Below are 24,073 nucleotides of genomic sequence, written 5' to 3'. Positions count from 1 at the left end.
GATGAGTCTTATGCTCTCAAACAGATATGAGGATAGCCCTATGGCAACCGTAAAGGTCGATAACAGCAATTTTCAGTCGGACGTTCTTCAGTCGAGCGAGCCTGTGGTCGTTGATTTCTGGGCTGAATGGTGCGGTCCTTGCAAGATGATCGCTCCGGCTCTTGACGAAATCGCCGCTGAAATGGCTGGTCAGGTCAAGATCGCCAAGGTCAATATCGACGAAAACCCAGAACTCGCAGCACAGTTTGGCGTGCGTTCGATCCCGACGCTGCTGATGTTCAAGGACGGCGAACTTGCCGCCAACATGGTTGGCGCTGCTCCAAAGAGCCGCCTTGCTGACTGGATCAAGGCTTCTGCTGCTTAATCAGCTGAACGTCTATGATAAGAAAAACCCGGCCTTTGAGCCGGGTTTTTTGTTGCGCTCATGCAGCATCAAAAGCGTGTGCATTCAAGAAAGCTTCAATGAACTGAGAAAATCCTGTTACAAAGGAGGCCTATTTCCCCGTGCAGTCTCACAGCTGGTCATCGTTGATGCGGTGGTCGCCATCGTTCGGGGTAAAGAATGCTTATTAATCGTCGTCACGCATTAGGTCTGATGGGAGCCACCGCCGGCACCCTTATCCTTCCAAGCATCGGTCGCGCCAATCAGCGCCGTTCGATCACGATTGCCGTGCAGAAGATCACCAACAACAACACGCTCGACATCTGGAACGAGCAGTCGAATGTTGGCGAGCGTGTCTTCTTCCCGAATTTGTGGGAAGGTCTCATCCTGCGTGACTGGATGGGCAATCAGGGCCCTGTTCCGGGTCTTGCGACCGAATGGAAGCGTCTGGACGACAAGACCATTGAACTCAAGCTGCGTCAGGGCGTCAAGTTCCACAATGGTGATGAACTGACAGCTGAAGACGTCGTCTTCTCGTTCTCGGACGAACGCCTTTTTGCAGGCACTGAGCCTGCCGGTGGCAAGACGCTTTATGAGGCAAACTTCAAGCCGCAAACTGAAAAAGAACTTCCGGCTGCAATTCCAGGCATTTCGCGCCGTCTTTGGCCAGCTCTTCGCGGCGTTGAAGCTGTCGACAAATACACCGTGCGTTTCCACAACGCGACACCTGACGTCACCCTTGAAGGCCGTCTCTACGCCTTTGGTTCGCAGATCGCCAACAAGCGCGCCTGGAATGAAGCGAAATCCTATACTGATTGGGCACGCAAGCCGGTCACGACCGGCCCTTACAAGGTTGCCGATTATAAGCCTGACGTAGAACTCGTTCTTGAGGCCCACGACGAATATTGGGGTGGTCGTCCACCGCTTCAGCAGATCCGTTTCGTGGAAGTGCCAGAAGTAGCAAGCCGCGTAAATGGCCTCATTTCCGGTCAGTACGACTTCGCCTGTGATCTTCCACCTGACCAGATTGGCAATGTTGCCAACAATCCAGGCCTTGAAGTTCAAAGCTCGACCATCTGGAACCATCGTACAACGATCTTCAACACGCAGAACGAAGTCCTGCGCGATCCGCTCGTTCGCCGCGCGATGACCCATTCGATCGACCGTCAGGCAATCGTGGATTCGCTCTGGGCTGGCCAGACCGTTGTTCCGGCAGGTCTGCAGTTTGAAAGCTTCAGCACCTCCGACATGTTTATCGAAGGTTGGGAGCCACCGAAGTTTGATCCTGAACTGGCACGCGATCTGCTCAAGCAGGCCAACTACAAGGGCGATGCGATTCCTTATCGTCTGCTCAACAACTACTATACCAACCAGACGCCAACCGCTCAGGTTCTGGTAGAAATGTGGAAGCAGGTTGGTCTCAACGTCGAGATCGAGATGAAGGAAAACTGGGCGCAGATTCACGATCCAGCAGGCACAAAGGGTGTCCGTGACTGGTCGGCATCCAACAACATCAATGATCCGATCACACCAATGGTGGTTCAGTTTGGCCCGAACGGCGAAGTCCAGCAGAAGAAGGACTGGTCGAACGAAGAGGTCAACAAGCTGTCGGTTATCATGGAAACTTCGACCGATCGCGGAGAGCGCAAGAAGGCGATCAAGCGTATGCTTGAAATCTGCGAGCGTGAAGATCCGGTTTACAACATCCTGCATCAGAATGCCGTGTTTACCGGCATGAAGAAGGAACTGAAGTGGAAGGCTGCTCCGGCATTCGCCATGGATTTCCGTTCGAACAACTGGAACGTCTGATCCTGATGAATGGCTGACGCGTTTACGCGTCAGCCATTTTCCTCTTCATGAAATGCATCTGAAAAATCGCCAGTAACCGCGATTGACCGAGCGAAAGGAGAAGACGGTGGCATTCGTCTCCATTCGGGATTTAAAGGTTTCTTTCAGCGGTGTGCAGGTTCTGCACGGTATCAATCTCGACATCGACCGGGGTGAAACTCTGGGTCTGGTTGGGGAATCGGGGTGCGGAAAATCCGTAACCTGGCTGGCAGCTCTTGGGCTTTTGCCGGGAAAAACATCTGTTTCCGGTTCAGTGGTTGTTGATGGTCAACAGCTGATTGGTGCTCCCCGCCATGCGCAGGAAAGCGTTCGTGGCGGTCGCGTTGCAATGATTTTTCAAGATCCAAGTTCGTCACTTAATCCGGTCAAGAAAGTTGGCCCGCAGATTGTGGAATCATTGTCTCTTCATCGTGGATTGAAGGGCAGCGCAGCGCGGCTTGAAGCAGTCAAACTTATGGAGCGGGTTGGCATTCCAGATGCTGCGCGACGGTTTGATCTTTTCCCGCATGAATTTTCAGGTGGCCAGTGTCAGCGGATCATGATCGCTATCGCATTAGCGGGTGAACCGGATTTGCTGATTGCCGATGAGCCAACCACTGCACTCGATGTCACCATTCAGGCGCAGATACTCGATCTTCTGAATGAAATCAGGCTGGAAACCGGCATGGCAATCGTGTTCATCAGCCATGACCTTGGCGCGGTGAGTCAGATTTGCGAGCGCGTGTCAGTGATGTATGCGGGCCGGATTGTCGAAAGCGGACAAACTGCAGAACTGTTCGAGACGCCAAAACATCCATACACACTCGGTCTGTTCGACGCCATTCCAAGGCTCGATGGTGGTCGCGAAAGACTGCGAGCCATTCCGGGTACGGTTCCCGATCCGCGACACCTGCCACAGGGCTGCGCCTTTGCTCCGCGCTGCTCGCAAGTCAGCGAGCAATGTGAAAAACACATCCCCGATCTCCGTCAATTAAGCCGACAGAAAGTCGCGTGTTTCAACGCAGAAGACGTGGTGCATACCCATTATACGGATGCGGCAAATATAGCGGGTGCGCTAAAGGCAGAAGGAGCGACAGCATGAGTTACCTTCTGGAAGCACGCAATCTGGTCCGGACCTATCAGGCGGGTGGTATCTTCAGAAAAGCTGATCCGGTCAAAGCGGTTGATGGTGTCAGCCTGACGATCAAGCCCGGCGAAACACTGGGTATCGTAGGGGAATCTGGTTGCGGCAAATCCACCCTTGGCCGCATGTTGCTTGGCATTGATGATGCCAGCGAAGGGCAGGTGTTTTTTGACGGAAAGCCGTTGCCGCCGCGCAATACGCCTGAATGGCGGAAGCTGCGTGCGCAAATGCAGCTGGTCTTTCAGGACCCGCTTGCAGCGCTCGATCGACGGCTGACGATTGCCGCGCAAATCGGCGAGCCTTTGCAGATACATGGCATGGCCCGAGGCACAGAGCTTAAAGAACGTATCGAAGAACTGATGATATCGGTCGGTCTCCGCCGCGATCAGGGAGATCGCTATCCGCATGAATTGTCGGGTGGCCAGCGCCAGCGTGTCATCATCGCGCGGGCACTGGCAACAAGTCCACGACTGCTGGTCTGCGATGAACCGGTTTCGGCACTTGATGTTTCCATTCAGGCGCAGGTCGTCAATCTGCTGCGTGATTTGCAGGAACTCCACGGCGTTGCCATGGTTTTCATCAGCCATGATCTCAAGGTGGTGCGCAATATATGCGACCGCGTGGCGGTGATGTATCTCGGCAAGATCGTCGAGGAAGCAAGCTCCGGCGTCATTTTTGAAACGCCACAGCATCCCTATACAAAAGCGCTCGTTTCCTCCGTGCCTGTTCCCGGCAAACCGCTTGAACACCGAATGATCCTGAAGGGCGAACCACCCAATCCAGCCAATCGGCCGGATGGTTGTGTGTTCCATCCCCGTTGTCCGATGGCTGGGTTTCAGTGTCCGACCACAATGCCTGATCTTGAAGTTTCCGGTTACGACCGCAGGACGGCCTGTCACTTTGTCGAGCCGGTTAAAACTGCGGCGTGAGGCTTGAATGTTTTCTTATATAGCGTCCCGCTTTTTTCGTGCAGTGGTCACAGTGTTTCTGGTTATGACCTTCGCTTTCGTTGTTCTGCGCATGTCTGGCGACCCCGCGCAGATCATGCTGGGCCCCGATGCACCGCAGGAATCCATCAATGCTTTTCGCAAGGCATGGGGGCTGGATGACCCACTATGGGTTCAATATCTCTCTTACCTCAAAGGGATACTGAGTTTTGATTTCGGCGTCTCCATGCGCGACAAGGCATCGGCGATGGACCTGGTCTTGCAGCGCGTTCCGGCTACCCTTCAAATCACGATACCAGCACTGATCATCAAGCTCTGCCTTGGTATTCCTGCAGGCGTCTATGCCGCGTTGCATCGCCAGGGTTTTGCGGATCGTGGTGTTATCACGCTTTCCATTCTTGGTTTCACGGTGCCGTCTTTTGTTCTCGGTCTCGTGCTGGTTCTGATCTTCTCGATCCAGCTGGGTGTGCTGCCATCAGGTGGCAGCGATACATGGATACACGGCATCCTGCCAACGCTCACCATCGCGATTGGCGGCACGGCAATTCTCGCCCGGTTCTCGCGTTCAGCGATGATCGAGGTTCTGGGCCGTCCCTATATCCGCACAGCTTCGGCCAAGGGTGTAAGCTGGCATGATGTGGTGTGGAAACACGCCTTGCCCAACGCCTCTGTGCCCATTGTCACCATCGTGGGCTTCATGGTCGGCTCGCTGATTGCCGGTGCGGTTGTCGTGGAGACCATCTTTTCATGGCCGGGTGTTGGGCGTCTGCTCGTCGTCTCGGTTGCCAATCGTGACCTCGCAGTTGTGCAATGTCTTCTTCTGATGATCGCAAGCTGCATGGTTGTCTCCAATCTCATTGTCGATGTTCTCTACGGTGTTCTTGATCCGCGCCTGAGATCAAAGGCTGCGCATTAAGGGAGGTTGAGGATGACCGACACAGCTCTTCACAGCACGACCGCAATCCGGGCGCCGGGGCTTATTACCCGTCTGCGCAAGTCAGTACCGGCAAGCGTTGCATTCGCGATCCTCTGGCTTGCTTTTATGCTTTTTGTGGTGATTTTTGCCGATCTTCTCCGGCCCCATCCGATCACCAAAATGGATCTGATGGCGCGCCTTGTTCCACTTGGTACACCCGGTCATTGGCTGGGCACGGACGAGCTTGGTCGGGATGTCTACTCACGTCTTTTGCAGTCGATCCGTGTTTCCCTAATCATCGCATTTGGTGCCACGATCCTCTCAGCATTTTTTGGAACGCTGCTCGGCTTTCTGGCTGCACGCTTCCGCGGTTGGGTTGAGCAGGTGGTGCTGATGCTGGCCGATTTTCAGGCAGCACTTCCGTTCATGGTGCTGGCACTTGCCGTTCTGGCCTTCTTCGGCAACTCGATGACGCTGCTTATCTGTCTCATGGGGTTTTATGGCTGGGAGCGCTATGCGCGCATCGCGCGTGGTCTTGCGATTTCCGCCGGTGCCCAGGGTTATGCGAGTGCTGTTGTACAACTGGGGGCTACGCCTTTTCGCGTCTATTTTCACCATATCCTGCCCAATGTCGCCTCCACACTGATCGTGTCGATGACACTGACGTTCCCGGAAATCATTCTGATGGAATCGGGCCTCTCATTTCTCGGCCTTGGCGTGCAGCCACCTGAAAGCTCACTCGGAAACATGGTTGGCTTTGCGCGTGAATATCTAACGCAAGCACCATGGATCATGCTGGCACCTGCGATGGTCATCGTGCTGACCACCCTTTCAATCTCCCTGCTCGGGGACTGGCTGCGCGACAAGCTGGACCCAACCGTTCAATAGGAATATCGCAATGAAAAAGATCATGGCACATCGCGGCGCACGCAATCTATGGGCTGAAAATTCGCTGACAGGTTTCAGAAATGTGCAGAAACTCGACGTCGATAGCGTAGAGTTCGACCTTCATCTGACAAATGCCGGTCAGATTCTGGTAATCCATGACAGCACGCTTGAACGCACGACCGATGCGCAGGGCCATGTCCGCGAACTGGATGATGAGACCCGTCGGGCCGTTCATCTGAAAGATGAACAGGGCGTCGTCACCGACGATCATATCCCGACTTTTGAAGAAGTGCTGGATGTGCTCGCAGCCAAGCCTCAACTCGATCTCTATGTTGAGCTGAAGTCTGGCCCAGACGGCAAGCCATATGAAGGACTGGTTGAGAAGGCTGTCGAAATCATCAAGGCACGCGGCATCGAAGAACGTGTCGTTCTGCACTCTTTCGACCGCAGTGTCGTTGAACGCTGTGCGAACGTTGCTCCACAGATCAGACGTTTGATGTCACTCAACGCTGAATGGGTCGAGCGCAATGGTGGGCTGGAGCATTTCTTCACCAGTATTGAACCTCTGGTCGATTATGTCGGCGTTCATTACGCGCTGTTTGAAGCCGAATTTGAGCGCATCACCTCGCTTTTTCCCAAGGAACGCCTTGGCGTCTGGACACTGAATGATCGCGTGCTGATTGATCGCTGGATGCAGCGAGACGTCGCTTACATCACGTCTGACAGTCCTGATCTGGTTGTCGCATCGCGACATGCCCTTGCTGAACAACCCGCCTGACGATCTCAACTCCCCAAATCCATCCAGCTAAACGCAGGAAAAATCCCATGTCTGATCTGCCGCTGCTCGGCGCAGCCGTGCCTTTGTCCTATCTCGAAAACCATCTCGATTTTATCGTTTCTGAAAACCGCGATCTGGAAATCCAGGATTTCTTTGATGTCAGCCTGTTGAAGGGTGATTGGCAAACCCCTGCAAACCGCATCAAAACGCTTCTGGATGGCTATCAGGGACGCCTTGGCATCCATGGTCCGTTCTGGGGACTTAACATGTCGAACGCGGATGAAGACATTCGCAAGATTGTCCGCGAGCGCTACCTGCAAGGTCTGGAAGTCTGTGAATATATTGGCGCGACGCAGATGGTCGTACACAGCCCTTATAATTTCTGGTTCAACAATAATCGCGACAATGTGGCGGGCAGCGCTGAGGACATTGTTGACTATGCCCATGACACACTTGCTTCAGTCGTAAAACGCGCAGAAGAAATTGGCTGCACACTTGTGATCGAAAATATCGAGGACATTGATCCAGACCTGCGCCGTGTTCTGGCCGATAGTTTCCAGTCGAAGTCTGTAGCCGTTTCCGTTGATACGGGACACGCGCATTTTGCCTATGGCTCCATGGGCGCGCATCCGGTTGATTATTTCATCAGCCGCGCGGGAAATCGTCTTGAGCACGTTCATCTTCAGGACGCTGACGGCCATGCAGATCGCCATTGGGCAATCGGCGAAGGCACGATCCGCTGGCACGCTGTTTTTGCAGCTTTGTCGAAGCTGGAAAGCAATCCACGCCTTATTCTCGAATTGCGCGATAAGAACAAAATCCAGCAATCGGTTCGATATTTGTTAGCGGCAGGTTTGGCTCGCTAACCGCAACGATTCTGTCTTCTTTTGGCTGCTATGAATGGCAAATGCTTTGCCGCTCATGGCAGCTATTTTTTTATCCTGTCTGTTTTACGCGTCTCCTCAGTGGTTCGCCTATTTCCGATTTTCTGAAGAAAACATAATTAATTCAATGAGTAATGAACTTTGTAATCAACTGGAAAATCTTGTAAATCGCATATCTGATGTCTGATACATCAGATATTGACATATTTAATCAGCTGCTCCAAGATCGTGTAGTAATTTCGGATGACAAGCAGGTGCGCCCTTGCGTGACAGTGTTTCCCAATTTTCACCGATCAAGGTGAAGAGCCTTAGAGATCATGTGCATGACGATCTGCGGGAGGCGATCATTTCGGGTCGGCTGAAGTCCGGCGACAGATTGAATGAGCGACAGTTGGCTGCTGATCTGGGTATCAGCACCAGTCCTTTGAAAGAAGCGCTTCGCCAGTTGGAGGGTGAGGGGCTGGTACGCACGGAAGCGCGACGCGGTACGTTTGTTTCGTTCAATGCGCGACAGGCCGAAGAGATGACGCTGGCGCGTGCAGCGCTTGAAAGCATTATCGCGCGTCAGGCTGCAAAACACGGCGATGAAGAAGCTTTTGCCTTTCTTCGCGCAGTCATTGAGGAAATGCGGGCCGCTGTTGAATCCGGTGATGTGGATGCGCTGATCGAGCTCAATGAGAAATTTCATGATGCCATTCACGAGGCATCGGGATGCGAATATCTGCGACGGCTGCAAAATGCGCAGCGGATGTATGATCATGCGGCACGGGTAACGGTGCTGTCTCGCGAAGATGTGCGTCGACAATCATTTGGCGAACACGAAGCGATCATGCAGGCCATTACGGCCAGAAACGGGGATTTAGCCGAGCGATTGATGCGGGAGCACATCGTGAAAGCGGGGGATACACATATCGAACTGGTCTTCTGACCAGTACCTGGGAGGGTAATATGAATTTAGCGGAATACCGCGGGGTGCTGAGAGGCATCTCGGGCGTGCATGCGACTGCCTATAACACAGATGGCGAGATTGATGCCGCACTAACCACCGAAATTGTTGCGCGTATCGCAAAAGCTGGCGTGCATAACATCGTCACCGGCGGCAATACCGGTGAGTTCTACAGCATGACTGTGGATGAAGTGATCCGCCTGCAGGCAATCGCCGTCAAGGCGGTTGATGGCAAAGCTGCGGTAACAGCCGCAGCCGGACGCTCGGTCCGCGATGCAATCAAGGTCTCAAAAGCCGCACAGGCTGAGGGTGCGGATGGTGTGATGATCCATCATCCACTTGATCCCTTTGCTGCCCCTCATGCACAGGTCGATTACTTTATCGAGATTGCAGAAGCCACCGACCTTCCGATCGTTGCCTATATCCGCTCCGATCTGATCCCGTTGGACGAGATGGTCCGGCTTGCAACCCATCCGAAGGTTGCCGGTGTGAAATTCGCATCGCAGAACACGATGTTGTTCTTTGAATGCTGCCGCGCAACCAAGGGAACCGATGCGACGTGGATTTGTGGTCTCGCCGAAAGCTGGGCACTGCCGTTTTACGCATTAGGCGGGCGGGGTTTCACATCCGGTCTCGTTAATGTGGCTCCTGACCGCTCGCTGGCTGTGTGGGACGCGCTGGAAGCTGGTGATTACGCCCGTGCTCGTGCCGTTGTTGAAAGCATCGCCGATTTTGAAACCATGCGGACCAAATACCGCAATGGTGCAAACGTCACAGTGGTGAAGGAAGCACTGCAAATTCAGGGCCTTGCTGTTGGCGATGTGCGGTTACCGGGCCTGCCTAAACTTGAAACGGCTGACCGCAAGGCGCTCGAAAAGGTCGTTGCGGGTTGGGAGACCGATGCAATTGTCTGAAAAATAGAAAACCGGCGCGTACCGACAGGAGGAAGCGGTGTGTGCGGGACAAGTAAAAAAGGTGGAGGAGAACATGACCAAAGGAATTTCACGCCGCACATTTATGGCGGGGGCCGGACTTGCAACTGGCGCAGGACTTTTGCTGCCCAAGGGTGCTGCATGGGCACAATCGGCAAAGCTGCCATCATCGCCTGTCGCCCTGAATGTCATTGACGCGGCTGGCAATCTCGCGTTGACGCAGCCGATTTTCGACAATTTTGCTTCTGAACAAAAAGCGCTCGTTTCGCGCTTCACGTTCAACAAAGCACCAGCACCGGAACTGCCGGGCAAGATCAAGGCGCAACAGCGCGCCAACCGTATCGATATCGATCTGGTGATTATTGGCCCAGATGCGCTATCGGCAGGGCTTGCTGACGATATCTGGACCGATATCATTGCTCTTCCAGACAATGGCCTGCCAAAATTGCAGGATATCTATCTCGAGCCCGCCTGGCGTATGCAGGAAATGTCAAAGGGCAAAGGCGTTGTGGTTTCCTATTACCCGTCCGGTCCATTGCTCGAATATCACCCTGAGAAGGTCAAGACGCCGCCAAAGACGGCCGAAGAGCTTCTGGCCTGGACCAAGGAAAATCCAAACAAATTCATCTATGCACGTCCGGCAAATTCAGGCCCGGGCCGCACGTTCCTGATGGGCCTGCCTTACCTTCTTGGCGACAGCGATCCGAAAGATCCGGTCAAGGGCTGGGACAAGACCTGGGCCTATCTCAAGGAACTGCACAAGAATATCGAATATTATCCTGCCGGCACCGGCGCTCTGATGAAAGAGCTCGGCGAAGGCACGCGCTATATGACCGCAACCACAACCGGTTGGGATATCAACCCGCGTGCGTTGGGCGTTGTTCCAAAAGAAATGGCAGTCAGCAAACTGGAAGGTTTCCACTGGGTCTGTGACGCGCATTACTTCGCAATTCCGAAAGGCGTTTCCGAAGAAAAGGTCGCGGTCCTGATGGAGTTTATCAAGTTCGCGCTCAAGCCTGATCAGCAGGCCTATTCCTACGATGCGGGCTATTTCTATCCGGGTCCTGCGGTCAAGGATGTCACGATCGAGATGGCACCGAAGGAAAGCCAGGACGTGATTGCCGAGTTTGGTCGTCCGGAATATGCCGACTGGATTGCAAACAATCCGATTGAGTTGCCGCTTGAGCCGGAAGCTCTGGTAGCTGCTTTCCGGCGCTGGGACGAAGACGTCGCAGCCAGCTAAGGCTCCTCCAAAGCGTCAATGGCGGATCATACGGTCCGCCATTAGCCGCCTAAGATCACCACTCAATTTACGGTGCTTGCGTCAATGTCCTTTCAAGAACTTCGGCTTGATCGAATGAGCCGCTCATTTGGAACTTTCAATGCGCTGAGGGAAATCAACCTCACGATTGGAAAAGGTGAGTTCATTGCCCTTCTGGGCCCTTCAGGCTGCGGAAAATCCACGGCGCTCAACTGTATCGCAGGTCTTCTGGGTACGACCGGCGGCGGTATTTATATTGATGAAAAACGCGTCGATCAGCTTAAACCGGAAGATCGCGGTTTCGGCATGGTGTTTCAGAACTATGCCCTGTTTCCACATATGAACGTGCTGCAGAATGTTGGCTTTGGCCTCAAGATGCGCGGTCTTCCCAAAGCCGAAATAGACAAGCGGTCGCGAGCAGCGCTGGCACTTGTCAGACTGCAGGGGCAGGAAGCAAAGCTCCCAGGCCAGCTTTCTGGCGGGCAGCAGCAACGTGTTGCCATTGCGCGCGCTATCGTGATTGAACCGCCTGTCGTGTTGATGGATGAGCCGCTCTCTAATCTTGATGCAAAGCTGCGACTTGAGATGCGCGCTGAGATCAGACGTATTCATAACCAGCTTGGTTCGACGACAATCTATGTGACCCATGATCAGGATGAGGCCCTGTCTCTCGCAGATCGTATTGTGGTGTTGCGTGATGGGGAAATCCGGCAGGTCGGTAAGCCGCATGAGCTTTATGAAGCCCCGCGCTTTCAGGATGTTGCAGCCTTCATGGGCTTCCGCAACGCTTTAAGTGGCAAGGTTGTGCGCGTTGAAGACGGACAGGCAACAATCGACGTAACGGGCAGCGAACTGACCGGGCGCGCGATGGATACGCTGCAGCCTGGCAGTAGCGCCATTATCATGGCGCGTGGAGATGATGTTGTGTCGGGTGAAAAAGGCCGCAACACAATTGCTGCCACCGTCGAGACGATTGAATATCGAGGCCGTGAATATGTCGGCATAGCGCGGACTGAAAGCGGTATGGAAATGGTCTTTCATGGACCGCAGGAAGTTGCGCCGGGCGCAAAGATCACGCTCGGCATCGATGCAGGCCACGCGCTGGTCTTTGCGAGCGAGGCTTAGGCCATGGCGGAAGAACGATTTTCCGAACAGGCTTTGAGCCCCGGCCTGCGTCAAAGGCTCGCCAATCGCGGTTTCGATGGGGTGACACTGCTCATTCTGCCGGCGCTGCTCTTCATTATCGGCGTTTTCATTTACCCGTTTCTCTATGGCCTCGTCCTGTCTTTCAACCCGCTTGATGGCGGCGGAGCACTGGCTAATTATCGCAAGTTCTTCTCAGATCCCTATCTCTATAAAACCATAGGCGCGACACTCTGGCTGGCTATTCCGGTGACGCTTATCAGTGTCCTGTTTGCCGTTCCAATTGCCATGCGGGTCCGGCTGATGCCGCGGCAACGTCTTCTGACGACAATCCTGGTTCTGCCAGTCACTCTGGGAACGGTTCTGATTGCCGAAGGGCTTTTGAATTATCTCGGACCGCAGGGCTGGTTCAGCCGCACTCTGATTGCCTTTGGCCTGATCGATAATCCGTTGAAGCTCACCAATAATTACTGGGGTGTCTTTGCATCGCTCGTGATTACCGTGTTTCCATTCACTTTCCTGCTGACGCTTTCCTATATTTCCGGCATCGATCCGGCCTTGGAACGTGCCGCAGCAACGCATGGAGCAAACAGCTGGCAGCGCTTCCGCCATGTCATGTTACCGCTTCTGGTGCCGGGGCTTGTGGTGGCGGCATGTCTGACATTCGTGCAGGCTTTTGCGGTATTTCCTTCCGCGGTCCTTCTGGGGGCACCATCCGGCCCCACGCGTGTGATTTCCATTGCCGCGGCGCAGGCAGCTTTCGAGCAATATGATGACTCCATGGCATCATCCATTGCCATGATCATGGCGGCCGTACAGCTGCTTGTGGTGGGTGCTTTGCTCGGCCTTCGTTCGTTCTTCTATCGCGGTTCGACCGCTGGCGGGAAAGGATAGACCATGATCCGCGATACATCTGTCCTTTCAAAGCTCTGGATTACGGTTGTCTGGCTTGTAACGGGCTTCTTTGTCCTCAATGTACTGGCTGTCATTGCCGCGGTTGTCGTCTCGAGTTTTGGCACACGCTGGCTTGGCACATGGCTGCCCGATGCGCTCACAATACGCTGGTATGCCGCCGCATGGGCCGAATTCCAGCTTGATCAGGTGCTGCTGGTTACTTTCCAGGTCGTGTTTGCCGTCGTCATCCTTTCCGGATTTCTCGGAGTGACAGCAGCTTACGCCATGGCGCGCCGGGATTTTCCGGGCAAGAAAATCGTTCTGCTGATTTTCCTTCTGCCGCTTCTGGTTCCGCCCATTACATTTGGCATTCCGCTCGCGACAGTGCTCTACAAGTTTGGCGTTGGTGGAACTTTCTGGGGTGTGGTTCTGGCTAATCTTGTGCCGACGGTCCCCTTTGTCATCCTTGTGATGGTGCCGTTTATCGAGCAGATCGATCCCAAGGTTGAAGCAGCAGCGCGGGTCTTTGGTGCGGGCACCTTCAAACTGTTTCTGCATGTTTTGCTGCCAATGCTCACCCCGGGCATTCTTGCAGCCATGCTGCTGGTGCTGGTGCGCACGGTTGCCATGTTCGAACTGACCTTCCTGACGGCTGGCCCGACATCGCAGACGCTGGTGGTCGCGCTTTATTATTCCGTCTTTGCGGCAGGTGTCCGCTCGGTTCAGTCCATTGATGCAATGGCCGTCATCTACATGGTGACATCACTGGTCTGGCTTCTGCTGGCACTGCGCTTTGTTAACCCAACGCAGATTGTTGCGCGCAGTCGCCAGCCGTCTGCGCATTGATAGGGCCAAAGGTTTTACGCCAGAATTTATTCGGAGTGCATGATGAAAATTACGGCCATTGAAACCGTACAACTGCCGCACCTCAACAATATTTTGTGGGTGCAGGTCCATACCGATGAGGGGATCGTCGGCTTGGGCGAAACGTTCCGCGGGGCCAATGCGGTTGCTGCATATATTCACAGCGACATCGCTCCGCAATTGGTGGGCCAGAACCCTCTGGAAATTGATCGCATTTCAAAATTGTTGCTGGAGCCTTATGTCGGCTTCCGCTCTTCGGGTGTGGAGATACGTGCGGCTTCGGCCATTGATATCGCGCTTTGGGATATTTTCGGGCAACTGACCAATCAGCCGATCCATCAGTTGCTTGGTGGTCTCTCGCGTCCCTCGATCCGCACCTACAATACCTGTGCGGGCTATACCTATAACAAAAGCGGCGCCCGTCGTTATATCGGCGATCAGGATGACGCAAAGGAAGGCCCTTACGAAGATCAGCTGGCGTTTCATCGTGATGCCGGAGCGCTTGCGCAAAGCCTGTTGTCGGAAGGTATCACGGCCATGAAAATCTGGCCGTTCGACCCCTTTGCGGTGAGCAGTGGCGGCAATTACATTCACGCCACCGATCTCGACAAGGCGCTGGTTCCATTTCGCCAGATCCGCGATGCGGTGGGCGATCAGATGGAAATCATGGTCGAGTTTCATTCGATGTGGGATCTGACATCGGCACTGACGATTGCGCGTGAACTCAAAGCCTTCAGGCCCTTCTGGTCGGAAGATCCTATCAAGATGATGAACCCGCAGGCGCTGGCCGTTTATGCGCGTCAATCCGGCATTCCCGTCTGCGCCAGTGAAACTATGGCAACTCGTGCGCAGTTTCTCGATGTGCTGCGTGCCGACGCATCCGATTATGTGATGCTTGACATTTCATGGTGCGGCGGGCTTTCCGAAGCAAAGAAGATTGCAACCATGGCCGAGGCGTTCCAGCGCCCCATAGCGCCGCATGATTGTACTGGTCCGGTGGTTTTTGCAGCCTCGATCCATCTTTCTCTCAATGCGCCCAATGCGATTTTTCAGGAGTCTGTGCGCGCCTATTACACCTCATGGTATCGCGATCTGGTGACTGTGATGCCACGCATCGAAAAGGGTGTGATCTATCCGTTTGAAGGTGCCGGTCTGGGACTCAAACTCTCTGACTTTGTTCTTGAAAACCCAGATGTGGTCCGTCGTAAAACGGGGGCTGTGTGATGGCCCATTATCGCTGCATAGCCGATCTGCGCGGACAACTCACTGAAAGCCCTGTCTGGGATGACAGACGTAAAACGCTGTTTGCATGCGATATCAACGGGCAGAAAGTTTATGAGATTGATCTCGATAAAGGGCCTCTGCGCGAATGGTCTTTCGAGACTGCAGTTCCTTGTCTCGGGCTTGCGGAAAGCGGCCGACTGGTCGTTTCGCTTGCGCGCGAGATTATCCTTTTTGATCCCGAAACACTGGAACGCCAGACTCTTTGGGATGGTTATGACGAGCCGGAAACATCGCGCCTGAATGACGGCAAGATTGGACCGGACGGAGCTTTCTGGATCGGTAGCATGGATGCGCGTCCACAGCGTGAAGCCATTTCAAAACTCTATCGTGTGACTGCTGATGGCAAAGCCGAAATCAAGGCGGAAGGCTTTGAGATTTCCAACGGTCTTGCATGGACTGCCGATGCTGCAACGATGTTCCACACAGATTCCCGTGGGCCATGGATTGATCGCTATGATTTTGACGTCGAAACCGGATTGATAAGCAATCGTACCCGCATTGCTGATCTTGATGAAGAGACGGGGCGTCCTGATGGTGGCGCCTGCGATAGTGATGGCAATTACTGGAGTGCCGGGGTTTCTGCTGGTGTCCTCAACCGCTTTGATCGCAATGGAAAGCTGCTCGATCGCGTAGCGGCTCCCGTTCCTGCACCGACAATGCCATGTTTTTGCGGCCCGGATCTTACGCTTCTTGCCGTCACGTCTCATCGCCTGGGAGCATCTGAAACATTGGAAGCTGCACCGCAATCAGGTGGTATTCACCTCATGCAGGCGCCTGTTGCGGGTGCGAAAATTGCCAGAATGAAGGGAGTCTGAACGGATGAAACGTCTGCTTCTCACCGGCGCGTCAGGCAATCTGGGGCGTATGCTGGCTAAAAGACTGACACAGGCAGGCTATTGGCTGCGCTTGTCCGATATCGCACCGTTTCCCGATGTTATGCCGGAGAATGCCGAGTTCATTCAGGCCGATCTGATGGATGCCGGTGCCATTACCGATCTTGTGCGCGGTATGGATGCGATTCTGCACTTTGGTGGCATCAGTGTGGAGCAGCCCTATGATGCGGTTGCCAAAGCCAATCTGCTTGGTGTTACGCATGTTTTTGAAGCGGCAAGGGCTGAAAAGCAGCGCGTCATTTTCGCTAGCTCCAACCATACGATCGGCTTTTATCCTCGCGACAAGGCGCTTGGCGCGGATGAATCATATAGACCCGACGGCTATTACGGGCTTTCCAAGGCCTATGGTGAACTGCTGGGGCGCATGATGTTTGACAAGCACGGTATTGAAAGCGTGCATCTGCGTATCGGTTCCTGCGTGCCCGAGCCAACAGAAGCGCGGCATCTATCGACATGGCTTTCGCATGATGATCTGGTTCGGCTGCTGATAGCAGCTGTTGAAGCCCCAAAAACAGACGTTGCAATCGTCTGGGGCGTTTCCGCCAATGCCGCGCGCTGGTGGGAGAAGGATGATGCAGCGCTGATTGGTTATGTTCCGCAGGATGATGCTTCCCGCTACGGCGATCTGGCAGAAACCGGCGATGCTGTATCACGCAGATTTCAGGGCGGAACATTCACCGCCCATGACTACTCGCGTGAGGAATGAAGCTGTGGTGCCCATGGTTGTTGAACTCAACGCTTATAATTATCGTCTGAGGCTTGCCCCCCAATATGGTGCAACTTTGCTTGAGGCAGAGTGGCACCACCCGGATGGCTCATGGGTAGAATTACTTGAGCCACTCGCAACACCCGAAGCGGGCCTGAAAGCAGGGTGCTTCGTGATGGCACCTTTTGCCAATCGTATAGATGGTGGGCGGTTCGCTTTTGAAGGAAAAACTGTTCAGCTGCCGATCAATGCGCCACAGGAAGGCATGGCTATTCATGGCTTTTCGAGGATGCATAGCTGGGAGGTGGTGGAGACCAGCGACAATCGGGTGCATGTGCGCGATGAGGTTCACAGTGACGACCATCCCTACTCATACAGGCTGGATCAAATCATCGATATTGCGCCTGATGGCTTTCGCATATCGCTGAGTATCCAGAATGAAGGCGACAGCGCTCTGCCGTTCGGCATTGGCCTGCATCCGTGGTTTTCTAAAACCAACAAGGCAACGCTTGAATTTCAATCCAATGGCGCACCACAGCTTGATACACGCGGATTACCACAAGGTATCCCCGAAGCTATCGACTGGTTTACTCCGGGAAACACAATTGCTCTGTCAAAATTGTCGCTGGTGAATTGCTGTTTCACAAGCTGGAACCGTGAGGCGACAATACGCTGGCCGGAAACATCAACTGGCCTCCGGCTTAAAGGCGAGGGCGCGTTGCGGCATCTTCATGTTTTCAATCCACAGGATCGCGCAGTCTTTTGCGCTGAACCGGTAAGTCACCTGCCGGATGTTATCAATAGGCCAGCGCTTGGTGAGGATGCAGCTATGACAGTTCTCAATCCTGGAGAAGCGCTGACGGGTGCTCTCCTGTTCTCCGCTCATCTTTTGCCAGACAATGCACCTGGCATTTGCAGAAATTTGCGCAGCTCAAATACCGGGAAGGCCCTGAAATGACCAGAAAAGCATATGAAGATCTGCGTTCTGCGCGCTGGATGTTACCAGATGATCAGCGTTCTTCCGGCCATCGTTCAAGAACCATGCAGATGGGGTATGATCCGGTGGATTGGGAGGGCAAACCAATCATCGCAATCATCAATACCTGGTCGGATGCACAACCTTGTCATGCGCATTTCAAGGATCGTGTTGAGTGGGTGAAGCGCGGCATTCTGCAAGCAGGCGGTTTTCCGCTTGAGCTTCCCGCATTGTCGCTTTCTGAAAGCTATGTGAAGCCAACAACCATGCTCTATCGCAACATGCTGGCGATGGAGACGGAAGAGCTTTTGCGTTCTCATCCGGTTGATGGTGCTGTCCTGATGGGCGGCTGTGACAAGACCACACCGGCACTCATTATGGGCGCCACCAGTGCTGGCTATCCCTTCATCTTCCTGCCTGCAGGCCCCATGCTTCGTGGCAACTATGCTGGAAAGACGCTTGGATCTGGCACGGATATGTTCAAGTTCTGGGATGAACGTCGCGCAGGCACCATCGGTAAGGAAGAATGGCAGGGTATTGAAGGTGGCATTGCCCGCAGCTACGGCCATTGCATGACGATGGGTACAGCATCCACCATGACAGTGATTGCAGAAGCCATGGGGCTGTCGCTGCCTGGTTCATCATCAATTCCTGCGGCTGATGCCAATCATCAGCGCATGTCGACGCAATGCGGTCGCCGCATTGTCGAGATGGTGTGGGACGATCTGACGCCAGACCAGATTATCACACCGGCAGCGGTGAAGAATTCGGTAATTGTTGCAATGGCGACCGGTTGCTCCACCAATGCAATCATTCATCTGATTGCGATGGCGCGACGGGCAGGCGTTCCGCTTGAACTGGACGACCTTGATCGTATCGGACGAACAACACCTGTCATCGCCAATATCCGCCCCTCCGGTTCCACCTATCTGATGGAGGATTTTTATTATGCCGGCGGCATTCGCGCGCTGATGCGTCAGCTCGGCGACAAGCTTGATCCCTCAGCCATTACCATCACCGGAAAACCGCTGACCGAGGGGCTGGAAAAAGCGCAGATCTATAATGAAGATGTTATCAGGCCGTTGTCCAATCCAGTGTATCATGAAGGGTCACTGGCCGTCTTGAAGGGCAATCTCTGCCCGGATGGCGCAGTGATCAAGCCCGCTGCCTGCGATCCGAAATTTCATCGGCATACAGGCCCGGCGCTGGTCGCAGACAGCTATCCTGAGCTGAAGAAAATTATCGATGATCCTGATTATCCGCTGACGCCGGACACGGTTCTTGTGCTGCGCAATGCTGGTCCGCAGGGCGGACCCGGAATGCCCGAATGGGGCATGATCCCGATGCCGAAAGCTCTGCTGAAGCTTGGTCTCAGGGATATGGTGCGAATTTCAGACGCGCGTATGTCAGGGACAAGCTTCGGTGCCTGTGTACTGCATGTGGCACCGGAATCCTTTATCGGCGGACCGCTGGCCTTGCTGAAAACCGGCGATATGGTCGAACTCGATATTCCGGCGCGCAGTCTCAACATGCTTGTTTCTGAAGATGAACTGGCTGCCCGCCGTGCAGCTTGGGAAACGCCGGAACCCAAGTATGAGCGTGGCTATGGCTTCGTCTTTTCCAAGCATGTCGAGCAGGCCGACAAGGGCTGCGATTTTGATTTCCTGAAAACCGATTTTGGTCGTCCGGTTGACGAGCCGGTCATTTATTAAGAGGCAGACCGATGTCAGACTATATTCTCTCCGACGAAACCCGCGCAAAATTGAAGAAGGTTTCAACCGCATCTGTTGCCACCGCTCTCTATAAGCGCGGACTGCGCAACCAGTTCATTCAGGGCTCGTTTCAGGTCGCACGTAAACCGGAAAACATGGTAGGTCAGGCTTTTACGCTGCGCTATATTCCAGCGCGCGAAGACCGCAATCCGATCACTGTTTTCCGTAATCCCGATCACAAGCAGCGTGTGGCCATCGAAACCTGTCCTCCGGGCTATGTTCTGGTGATGGATGCGCGTAAGGATGCGCGTGCTGCGACCGCAGGTTCCATTCTGGTGACGCGCCTTGCTTTGCGGGGCGCTGCAGGGATTGTCTCGGATGGCGGTTTTCGTGATGTGACGGGCATTGGTGAACTTGATATGCCCGCTTACTGCGCCAAAGCATCGGCCCCGACAAACCTTACACTGCATGAAGCCATCGACATCAATGTTCCGATTTCCTGCGGAGATGCTGCGGTATTTCCGGGTGATGTGCTGGTGGGCGATGCTGACGGTGTCATGGTAATTCCGGCGCATCTTTGCGATGAAATTACTGATGAATGCGTTGGCATGGAAGTCTTTGAAGATTTCGTTCTGGAAGAAGTGAACAACGGCGCGGCAATTATCGGCCTCTATCCTTGCACCAAGGATGAGTGGGCTAAGAAATTTGAAGGCTGGAAAAACGAAAACAATCGTTAGAGCGAATCCCGAAAAGTGCGAAGCGGTTTTCGGAAAAAGATGCGCGTAAAAATAAATGGATAGAGCATTTCCAATGACTCAATCAAAACAGGAAATGCTCTAGAGCGCCGTGCGCCCTCCTGGGCGCATAAAGGTCGCTCTAACACTCTATATTTACAGCATAATTTTACCTTAAACTGATTCAAGTTTAGGGAATTATGCTCTAGAGCGCATTATGCCGCGATAAGAAAACACCGCCTCAAACGGGCGGTGTTCCATTGTCGCGGAGAACTTCGCCCGCAAGATAAAGCGAGCCACCGATCAGAATGCGTGGTGGCGCTTCATCATCGAGCCAGCTGTCATGCAAAATCTTGAGTGCGTTCTCGACCGAATGAACAGGCTCAGCCGAAAGTCCGGCCTTCTGTGCACTGATCGCCAGCTCATTATTCGGGATACCCGCATTACTTGATGGGATCGGCACGGTAAAGACATGGCGTGCCATGCCCGTAAAGGCCTCAAAATAGCCGACAGGGTCCTTTGTGTTGATCATGCCGGTGATGAGGAACAACGGTCGTGTAGAGCGTTCCTCGAGGTCGCCAAAGGCTTCCGCAATGACAACGCCTGCACCCGGATTATGTCCGCCATCAAGCCAGATTTCCGATGCAGCAGGCGCGAGATCGAAAAGCTTACCATGGGTGAGGCGCTGCATCCGCGCAGGCCAGTCCACGACCATCATGGCCTTTTCAGCGGCCTTGTCGGTAATGGTGAAACCAGCCATCTGCACGGCTTCAATGGCAGCGGCAGCATTGGCAAGCTGGTGACGACCCGGCAGGCGCGGCAATGGCAGATCGATCAGCCCATCTTCATTCTGGAAGACCATGCGGCCATGTTCCTCGAATGCGAAGAAATCCTGTCCATAGATCGACAGAGGGCAATCCAGGCGATCGGCGGTTGAGATCAGCACTTCGCGCGCCGCGTCAAAGGGCTGGAAGCCGATGACGACCGGGCAATCCTGTTTGATGATGCCAGCTTTTTCAACGGCAATCAGCTCAACACGGTCGCCCAGAAATGCCTGATGATCAACAGAGATCGGCATAATGAGGGATACGGCTGGTTCGGCAATGACGTTGGTCGCATCAAGGCGTCCGCCAAGACCCACTTCCATGATGACGACGTCAGCCGGATGCTCGGAAAACAGCACAAAGGCTACGGCGGTCAGGACCTCGAAAACCGTGATGTGTTTGCCGTCATTGGCCTGTTCCACGCGTTCAATGGCATCAGCCAGAACATCGTCGGAAACAAACTTGCCGCCATTCTTGGAGGCGAGGCGATAGCGTTCATGCCAGTTCACAAGATGCGGAGAGGTATGAACGTGAACGCCCAGGCCGCTCGCTTCCAGAAGCGCGCGGCAAAAAGCGCTTGCCGATCCTTTGCCGTTGGTGCCGGCAATATGGATCACGGGCGGCAGGTTAAGGTGCGGATTGCCAAGCTTTTCCAGAAGACCGCGGATGCGGTCTAAGGAAAGATCAAAACCTTTTGGATGCAATTGCATCAGCCGTTCGATAACGGCATCCGCTTTTCCTGTCACGATTACGCCGCCTTGCTGTCAGCTTCTGGCTTCTTTGGTGAAGGTGCTGCTACCGGAGCATCGGTATTGGCGGGCTGTCTGGTCATGATTTTGAGCAGACGTGCAATGGTTGACTTCAGCTCAAGGCGTGAGACGACCATGTCGACCATGCCATGTTCCATCAGATATTCAGCGCTCTGGAAGCCTTCAGGCAGCTTCTCGCGAATGGTCTGTTCGATCACGCGAGGACCGGCGAAGCCGATCAGTGCGCCCGGCTCTGCAATGTGAATATCACCGAGCATTGCGTAGGAAGCGGTCACACCACCCGTTGTTGGGTTGGTAAGAACGACAATGTAAGGCAGGCCAGCTTCTTTGAGCATCTCCACGGCAACAGTGGTGCGTGGCAGCTGCATGAGCGACAGAATGCCTTCCTGCATACGGGCGCCGCCCGATGCAGCGAAAAGAACCAGTGGACGCTTCAGCTCAATGGCCTTTTCAAAGCCCTGAATGATGGCTTCGCCAGCACCCATGCCGAGCGAGCCGCCCATGAAGCCGAAATCCTGAACGGTCGCGACAATCGGCAGACCTTCAATCGTGCCAAGACCATTGATGATCGCATCTTCCATACCGGTGCGCGACCGATAGTCCTTGAGGCGATCAATATACTTCTTTTCGTCGCGGAATTTGAGCGGATCGGTTGGAACCTTGGGGCTTTCCAGCGTCGTGTATTCGCCATTGTCGAAGAAGAAACGCAGACGGTCCTTGCCCTTGATACGCATGTGATGGCCCGAGCCGGGGATCACGAACTGATTGCTCTCAAGGTCTTTATGAAACACCATTTCACCGGTCGATGGATCTTTGATCCAAAGGTTTTCCGGCATCTCGCGACGTCCGAGCATCGAATTGATCTTCGGACGGACGTAGTTGGTGATCCAGTTCATGACGTTTGGTTCCGTTTCTTGTTCTTCAAAAAACTCTAAAGCTCGTCGCGTTTTATCGAATTCACACGACGCTCTTTAACTCGTTATCTCAACGCATGTCGTCACCGGAAAACCGGTTCCCACTTTTGGGGGACATGCTCTAACTTCTTAAATGGACGATTTATTGGGCAGCTTCAAGGCGTGTTGCGCGAACACTTGCTGCCAATGCACTGACAAGTTTGGTGACGGCAGCCGCCGGATCACCCTTCACCTTGCCATTTTCATCGAGTTCGCCCGCGACTGCTTTGACGATAGCGGTGCCGACAACAACGCCGTCAGCAGCCTCAGCAATGGCTGCAGCCTGTTCAGGCGTCTTTACACCAAAGCCCACACAGATCGGCAGATCGGTGCTCTTCTTGATGTGGCGCACAGCATCTGCAACTCGCGCCGTATCGGCAATTGCCGAGCCGGTGATACCGTTCATCGAGACGTAATAGACGAAGCCCGACGAGTTGGTCAGTACCTTTGGAAGACGCTTATCGTCGGTGGTCGGCGTGGTCAGGCGAATGAAGTTGAGGCCTGCCTCGGTTGCCGGAATGCAGAGTTCCTTGTCCATTTCGGACGGCAGATCGACAATGATAAAACCATCAACGCCGGACGTCTTGGCATCAGCGAGGAAACGCTCGACGCCATAGATGTAAATCGGGTTGTAATAACCCATCAGGACGATTGGCGTTGTGTCGTCCTCTTTACGGAAATCGGCTGCCAGTTGAAGGGTCTTTTTCAGTGTCTGCCCGGCTGCAAGTGAACGCAGACCAGCAGCTTCAATTGCAGGGCCGTCGGCCATCGGATCGGAGAATGGCATACCAAGCTCAATCACATCCGAGCCTGCTTTCGGCAAAGCCTTCATGACGGCAAGCGATGTCGCATAATCCGGGTCGCCGCCCATGAAATAAGTGACCAGTGCTGGACGTCCTTCGGACTTGAGCGCTGCAAATTTGGTGTCGATGCGTGTGGTCATACCGTGCCCCGTGGCAAAATGCGCGTAAGATAATCGGCGGTGGATTGGCCGGACATAACCGTCTCCATCCAGGCGCGCCGTTCAAAGTCGATGATCCCCAGTTCCCATACGCAGGCCATCAACAAAGGCTGTGCGGGCATGAAATCAATCTCGTCGCCGAGTTCAGACTGCCAGAGAATCTGTGTTGCGATGCCACCTTCCAGCCACCAGTGCAGAAGAAGCCACAGGCTTTCTTCACCCTGATGCAGAATAGCAAAACCAGCGCCGAGATGCGGCGTATGCTCGAGCTTTTCTGCAACCGATGCGATCTGTCTGCGGGCGATACCACGAGCCGCTTCTGCAAGCGGATTGGAAGGATCGGCTTCAATGATGCTGAGCTTGATTGTTGCCGAACCACACTCCGTCAGTCCGTCGAACCATGCGGCCCGCGGTCTGTAAGCATTGGTGTCGACAACAGCGTTGCTCATGCAAT

24 protein-coding genes are annotated in these 24,073 nt (G+C 54.1%); 20 read left to right on the top strand and 4 right to left on the bottom strand.

Going from position 1 to position 24,073, the window contains the following annotated elements; genetic code table 11:
- The first annotated feature begins 40 nt into the window (after positions 1 to 40).
- The 20 genes from trxA to RT142_RS14645 all read left to right on the top strand — a co-directional run bounded on the left by trxA (position 41) and on the right by RT142_RS14645 (position 20,114).
- Positions 41 to 364 carry a thioredoxin gene (gene trxA / locus RT142_RS14740; RefSeq protein ID WP_007872546.1) on the top strand — a complete coding sequence of 108 codons (324 nt, stop codon included), beginning with the start codon at positions 41 to 43 and terminating at the stop codon, positions 362 to 364.
- Positions 365 to 562: 198 nt separating this feature from the next.
- The gene (locus tag RT142_RS14735) at positions 563 to 2,191 is read left to right on the top strand and encodes an ABC transporter substrate-binding protein (RefSeq protein WP_007872550.1); all 1,629 of its coding nucleotides are present in this window, start codon (positions 563 to 565) and stop codon (positions 2,189 to 2,191) included.
- 106 nt (positions 2,192 to 2,297) lie between these two features.
- The gene (locus RT142_RS14730) at positions 2,298 to 3,311 is read left to right on the top strand and encodes an ABC transporter ATP-binding protein (RefSeq protein ID WP_313029574.1); all 1,014 of its coding nucleotides are present in this window, start codon (positions 2,298 to 2,300) and stop codon (positions 3,309 to 3,311) included.
- Positions 3,308 to 4,282, top strand: a complete 975-nt coding sequence (locus tag RT142_RS14725; RefSeq protein WP_313029571.1) for an oligopeptide/dipeptide ABC transporter ATP-binding protein — start codon at positions 3,308 to 3,310, stop codon at positions 4,280 to 4,282. Before RT142_RS14730 ends, RT142_RS14725 begins: the two co-directional genes overlap by 4 nt.
- 7 nt (positions 4,283 to 4,289) lie before the next feature.
- Entirely contained in the window at positions 4,290 to 5,216 is a 927-nt protein-coding gene (locus tag RT142_RS14720) for an ABC transporter permease (protein WP_064322252.1), read from the top strand.
- Positions 5,217 to 5,228: 12 nt separating this feature from the next.
- Positions 5,229 to 6,104: an ABC transporter permease gene (locus RT142_RS14715; protein WP_313029569.1), complete on the top strand. Its 876-nt coding sequence runs from the start codon at positions 5,229 to 5,231 to the stop codon at positions 6,102 to 6,104.
- A gap of 10 nt (positions 6,105 to 6,114) precedes the next feature.
- Positions 6,115 to 6,882, top strand: coding sequence for a glycerophosphodiester phosphodiesterase family protein (locus RT142_RS14710; protein WP_200635654.1), 768 nt, complete (start codon positions 6,115 to 6,117; stop codon positions 6,880 to 6,882).
- 47 nt (positions 6,883 to 6,929) lie between these two features.
- Positions 6,930 to 7,748 (top strand): sugar phosphate isomerase/epimerase family protein, encoded by an 819-nt coding sequence (locus RT142_RS14705; RefSeq protein ID WP_312470917.1) that lies wholly within the window; start codon positions 6,930 to 6,932, stop codon positions 7,746 to 7,748.
- 337 nt (positions 7,749 to 8,085) lie between these two features.
- The gene (locus RT142_RS14700; protein ID WP_007872579.1) at positions 8,086 to 8,694 is read left to right on the top strand and encodes a GntR family transcriptional regulator; all 609 of its coding nucleotides are present in this window, start codon (positions 8,086 to 8,088) and stop codon (positions 8,692 to 8,694) included.
- A 20-nt stretch (positions 8,695 to 8,714) separates the two neighbouring features.
- Complete coding sequence (locus tag RT142_RS14695; protein ID WP_112804500.1) at positions 8,715 to 9,626, top strand: dihydrodipicolinate synthase family protein; 912 nt, start codon at positions 8,715 to 8,717, stop codon at positions 9,624 to 9,626.
- Between the two features lie 73 nt (positions 9,627 to 9,699).
- Complete coding sequence (locus RT142_RS14690; protein ID WP_007872585.1) at positions 9,700 to 10,887, top strand: extracellular solute-binding protein; 1,188 nt, start codon at positions 9,700 to 9,702, stop codon at positions 10,885 to 10,887.
- Between the two features lie 84 nt (positions 10,888 to 10,971).
- Positions 10,972 to 12,030, top strand: coding sequence for an ABC transporter ATP-binding protein (locus RT142_RS14685; protein ID WP_112804502.1), 1,059 nt, complete (start codon positions 10,972 to 10,974; stop codon positions 12,028 to 12,030).
- 3 nt (positions 12,031 to 12,033) lie between these two features.
- Positions 12,034 to 12,942, top strand: a complete 909-nt coding sequence (locus RT142_RS14680) for an ABC transporter permease (RefSeq protein ID WP_007872589.1) — start codon at positions 12,034 to 12,036, stop codon at positions 12,940 to 12,942.
- A 3-nt stretch (positions 12,943 to 12,945) separates the two neighbouring features.
- Positions 12,946 to 13,788 (top strand): ABC transporter permease, encoded by an 843-nt coding sequence (locus RT142_RS14675; RefSeq protein ID WP_112804503.1) that lies wholly within the window; start codon positions 12,946 to 12,948, stop codon positions 13,786 to 13,788.
- A gap of 42 nt (positions 13,789 to 13,830) precedes the next feature.
- Entirely contained in the window at positions 13,831 to 15,030 is a 1,200-nt protein-coding gene (locus RT142_RS14670; protein ID WP_112804504.1) for a mandelate racemase/muconate lactonizing enzyme family protein, read from the top strand.
- The gene (locus tag RT142_RS14665) at positions 15,030 to 15,905 is read left to right on the top strand and encodes an SMP-30/gluconolactonase/LRE family protein (protein WP_313029560.1); all 876 of its coding nucleotides are present in this window, start codon (positions 15,030 to 15,032) and stop codon (positions 15,903 to 15,905) included. Before RT142_RS14670 ends, RT142_RS14665 begins: the two co-directional genes overlap by 1 nt.
- Positions 15,906 to 15,909: 4 nt before the next feature.
- Positions 15,910 to 16,689, top strand: coding sequence for an NAD-dependent epimerase/dehydratase family protein (locus RT142_RS14660; RefSeq protein WP_079212489.1), 780 nt, complete (start codon positions 15,910 to 15,912; stop codon positions 16,687 to 16,689).
- A complete protein-coding gene (locus tag RT142_RS14655) occupies positions 16,667 to 17,647 on the top strand; it encodes a hypothetical protein (RefSeq protein ID WP_313029556.1) in 981 nt (326 codons plus the stop codon). The genes RT142_RS14660 and RT142_RS14655 overlap by 23 nt, the downstream gene beginning before the upstream one ends.
- Positions 17,644 to 19,377, top strand: coding sequence for an L-arabinonate dehydratase (gene araD / locus RT142_RS14650; RefSeq protein WP_112804508.1), 1,734 nt, complete (start codon positions 17,644 to 17,646; stop codon positions 19,375 to 19,377). The genes RT142_RS14655 and araD overlap by 4 nt, the downstream gene beginning before the upstream one ends.
- A gap of 11 nt (positions 19,378 to 19,388) precedes the next feature.
- Positions 19,389 to 20,114 carry a ribonuclease activity regulator RraA gene (locus tag RT142_RS14645; RefSeq protein WP_064322262.1) on the top strand — a complete coding sequence of 242 codons (726 nt, stop codon included), beginning with the start codon at positions 19,389 to 19,391 and terminating at the stop codon, positions 20,112 to 20,114.
- 238 nt (positions 20,115 to 20,352) lie between these two features.
- Here the strand turns inward: RT142_RS14645 and RT142_RS14640 are convergent, their stop codons facing one another.
- The 4 genes from RT142_RS14640 to RT142_RS14625 all read right to left on the bottom strand — a co-directional run bounded on the left by RT142_RS14640 (position 20,353) and on the right by RT142_RS14625 (position 24,068).
- Positions 20,353 to 21,645, bottom strand: a complete 1,293-nt coding sequence (locus RT142_RS14640; RefSeq protein WP_153223100.1) for a bifunctional folylpolyglutamate synthase/dihydrofolate synthase — start codon at positions 21,643 to 21,645, stop codon at positions 20,353 to 20,355.
- A gap of 38 nt (positions 21,646 to 21,683) precedes the next feature.
- Entirely contained in the window at positions 21,684 to 22,601 is a 918-nt protein-coding gene (gene accD / locus RT142_RS14635) for an acetyl-CoA carboxylase, carboxyltransferase subunit beta (RefSeq protein ID WP_007872617.1), read from the bottom strand.
- A gap of 160 nt (positions 22,602 to 22,761) precedes the next feature.
- Positions 22,762 to 23,601: a tryptophan synthase subunit alpha gene (gene trpA, locus RT142_RS14630; RefSeq protein ID WP_007872619.1), complete on the bottom strand. Its 840-nt coding sequence runs from the start codon at positions 23,599 to 23,601 to the stop codon at positions 22,762 to 22,764.
- Positions 23,598 to 24,068 carry a hypothetical protein gene (locus RT142_RS14625; protein ID WP_007872622.1) on the bottom strand — a complete coding sequence of 157 codons (471 nt, stop codon included), beginning with the start codon at positions 24,066 to 24,068 and terminating at the stop codon, positions 23,598 to 23,600. The genes trpA and RT142_RS14625 overlap by 4 nt, the downstream gene beginning before the upstream one ends.
- Positions 24,069 to 24,073: the final 5 nt, after the last annotated feature.

Origin of the sequence: Brucella sp., from assembly GCF_032066345.1 — a bacterium.
GTDB lineage: Bacteria > Pseudomonadota > Alphaproteobacteria > Rhizobiales > Rhizobiaceae > Brucella > Brucella pseudogrignonensis.
The sequence above is the reverse complement of the archived record's forward strand: the minus strand, read 5'-3'. Positions and strand labels throughout refer to the sequence as shown.

Bases quoted from the DNA above. Each gene is read 5' to 3' on its own strand.
- RT142_RS14735 (WP_007872550.1), top strand. From the start codon at position 563: ATGCTTATTAATCGTCGTCACGCATTAGGTCTGATGGGAGCCACCGCC.
- RT142_RS14660 (WP_079212489.1), top strand. From the start codon at position 15,910: ATGAAACGTCTGCTTCTCACCGGCGCGTCAGGCAATCTGGGGCGTATG.
- accD (WP_007872617.1), bottom strand. From the start codon at position 22,601: ATGAACTGGATCACCAACTACGTCCGTCCGAAGATCAATTCGATGCTC.
- trxA (WP_007872546.1), top strand. From the start codon at position 41: ATGGCAACCGTAAAGGTCGATAACAGCAATTTTCAGTCGGACGTTCTT.
- RT142_RS14670 (WP_112804504.1), top strand. From the start codon at position 13,831: ATGAAAATTACGGCCATTGAAACCGTACAACTGCCGCACCTCAACAAT.
- RT142_RS14695 (WP_112804500.1), top strand. From the start codon at position 8,715: ATGAATTTAGCGGAATACCGCGGGGTGCTGAGAGGCATCTCGGGCGTG.
- RT142_RS14680 (WP_007872589.1), top strand. From the start codon at position 12,034: ATGGCGGAAGAACGATTTTCCGAACAGGCTTTGAGCCCCGGCCTGCGT.
- RT142_RS14725 (WP_313029571.1), top strand. From the start codon at position 3,308: ATGAGTTACCTTCTGGAAGCACGCAATCTGGTCCGGACCTATCAGGCG.
- RT142_RS14720 (WP_064322252.1), top strand. From the start codon at position 4,290: ATGTTTTCTTATATAGCGTCCCGCTTTTTTCGTGCAGTGGTCACAGTG.
- RT142_RS14655 (WP_313029556.1), top strand. From the start codon at position 16,667: ATGACTACTCGCGTGAGGAATGAAGCTGTGGTGCCCATGGTTGTTGAA.
- trpA (WP_007872619.1), bottom strand. From the start codon at position 23,601: ATGACCACACGCATCGACACCAAATTTGCAGCGCTCAAGTCCGAAGGA.
- RT142_RS14685 (WP_112804502.1), top strand. From the start codon at position 10,972: ATGTCCTTTCAAGAACTTCGGCTTGATCGAATGAGCCGCTCATTTGGA.
- RT142_RS14690 (WP_007872585.1), top strand. From the start codon at position 9,700: ATGACCAAAGGAATTTCACGCCGCACATTTATGGCGGGGGCCGGACTT.
- RT142_RS14675 (WP_112804503.1), top strand. From the start codon at position 12,946: ATGATCCGCGATACATCTGTCCTTTCAAAGCTCTGGATTACGGTTGTC.
- RT142_RS14710 (WP_200635654.1), top strand. From the start codon at position 6,115: ATGAAAAAGATCATGGCACATCGCGGCGCACGCAATCTATGGGCTGAA.
- RT142_RS14625 (WP_007872622.1), bottom strand. From the start codon at position 24,068: ATGAGCAACGCTGTTGTCGACACCAATGCTTACAGACCGCGGGCCGCA.
- RT142_RS14645 (WP_064322262.1), top strand. From the start codon at position 19,389: ATGTCAGACTATATTCTCTCCGACGAAACCCGCGCAAAATTGAAGAAG.
- araD (WP_112804508.1), top strand. From the start codon at position 17,644: ATGACCAGAAAAGCATATGAAGATCTGCGTTCTGCGCGCTGGATGTTA.
- RT142_RS14640 (WP_153223100.1), bottom strand. From the start codon at position 21,645: ATGCAATTGCATCCAAAAGGTTTTGATCTTTCCTTAGACCGCATCCGC.
- RT142_RS14705 (WP_312470917.1), top strand. From the start codon at position 6,930: ATGTCTGATCTGCCGCTGCTCGGCGCAGCCGTGCCTTTGTCCTATCTC.
- RT142_RS14715 (WP_313029569.1), top strand. From the start codon at position 5,229: ATGACCGACACAGCTCTTCACAGCACGACCGCAATCCGGGCGCCGGGG.
- RT142_RS14665 (WP_313029560.1), top strand. From the start codon at position 15,030: ATGGCCCATTATCGCTGCATAGCCGATCTGCGCGGACAACTCACTGAA.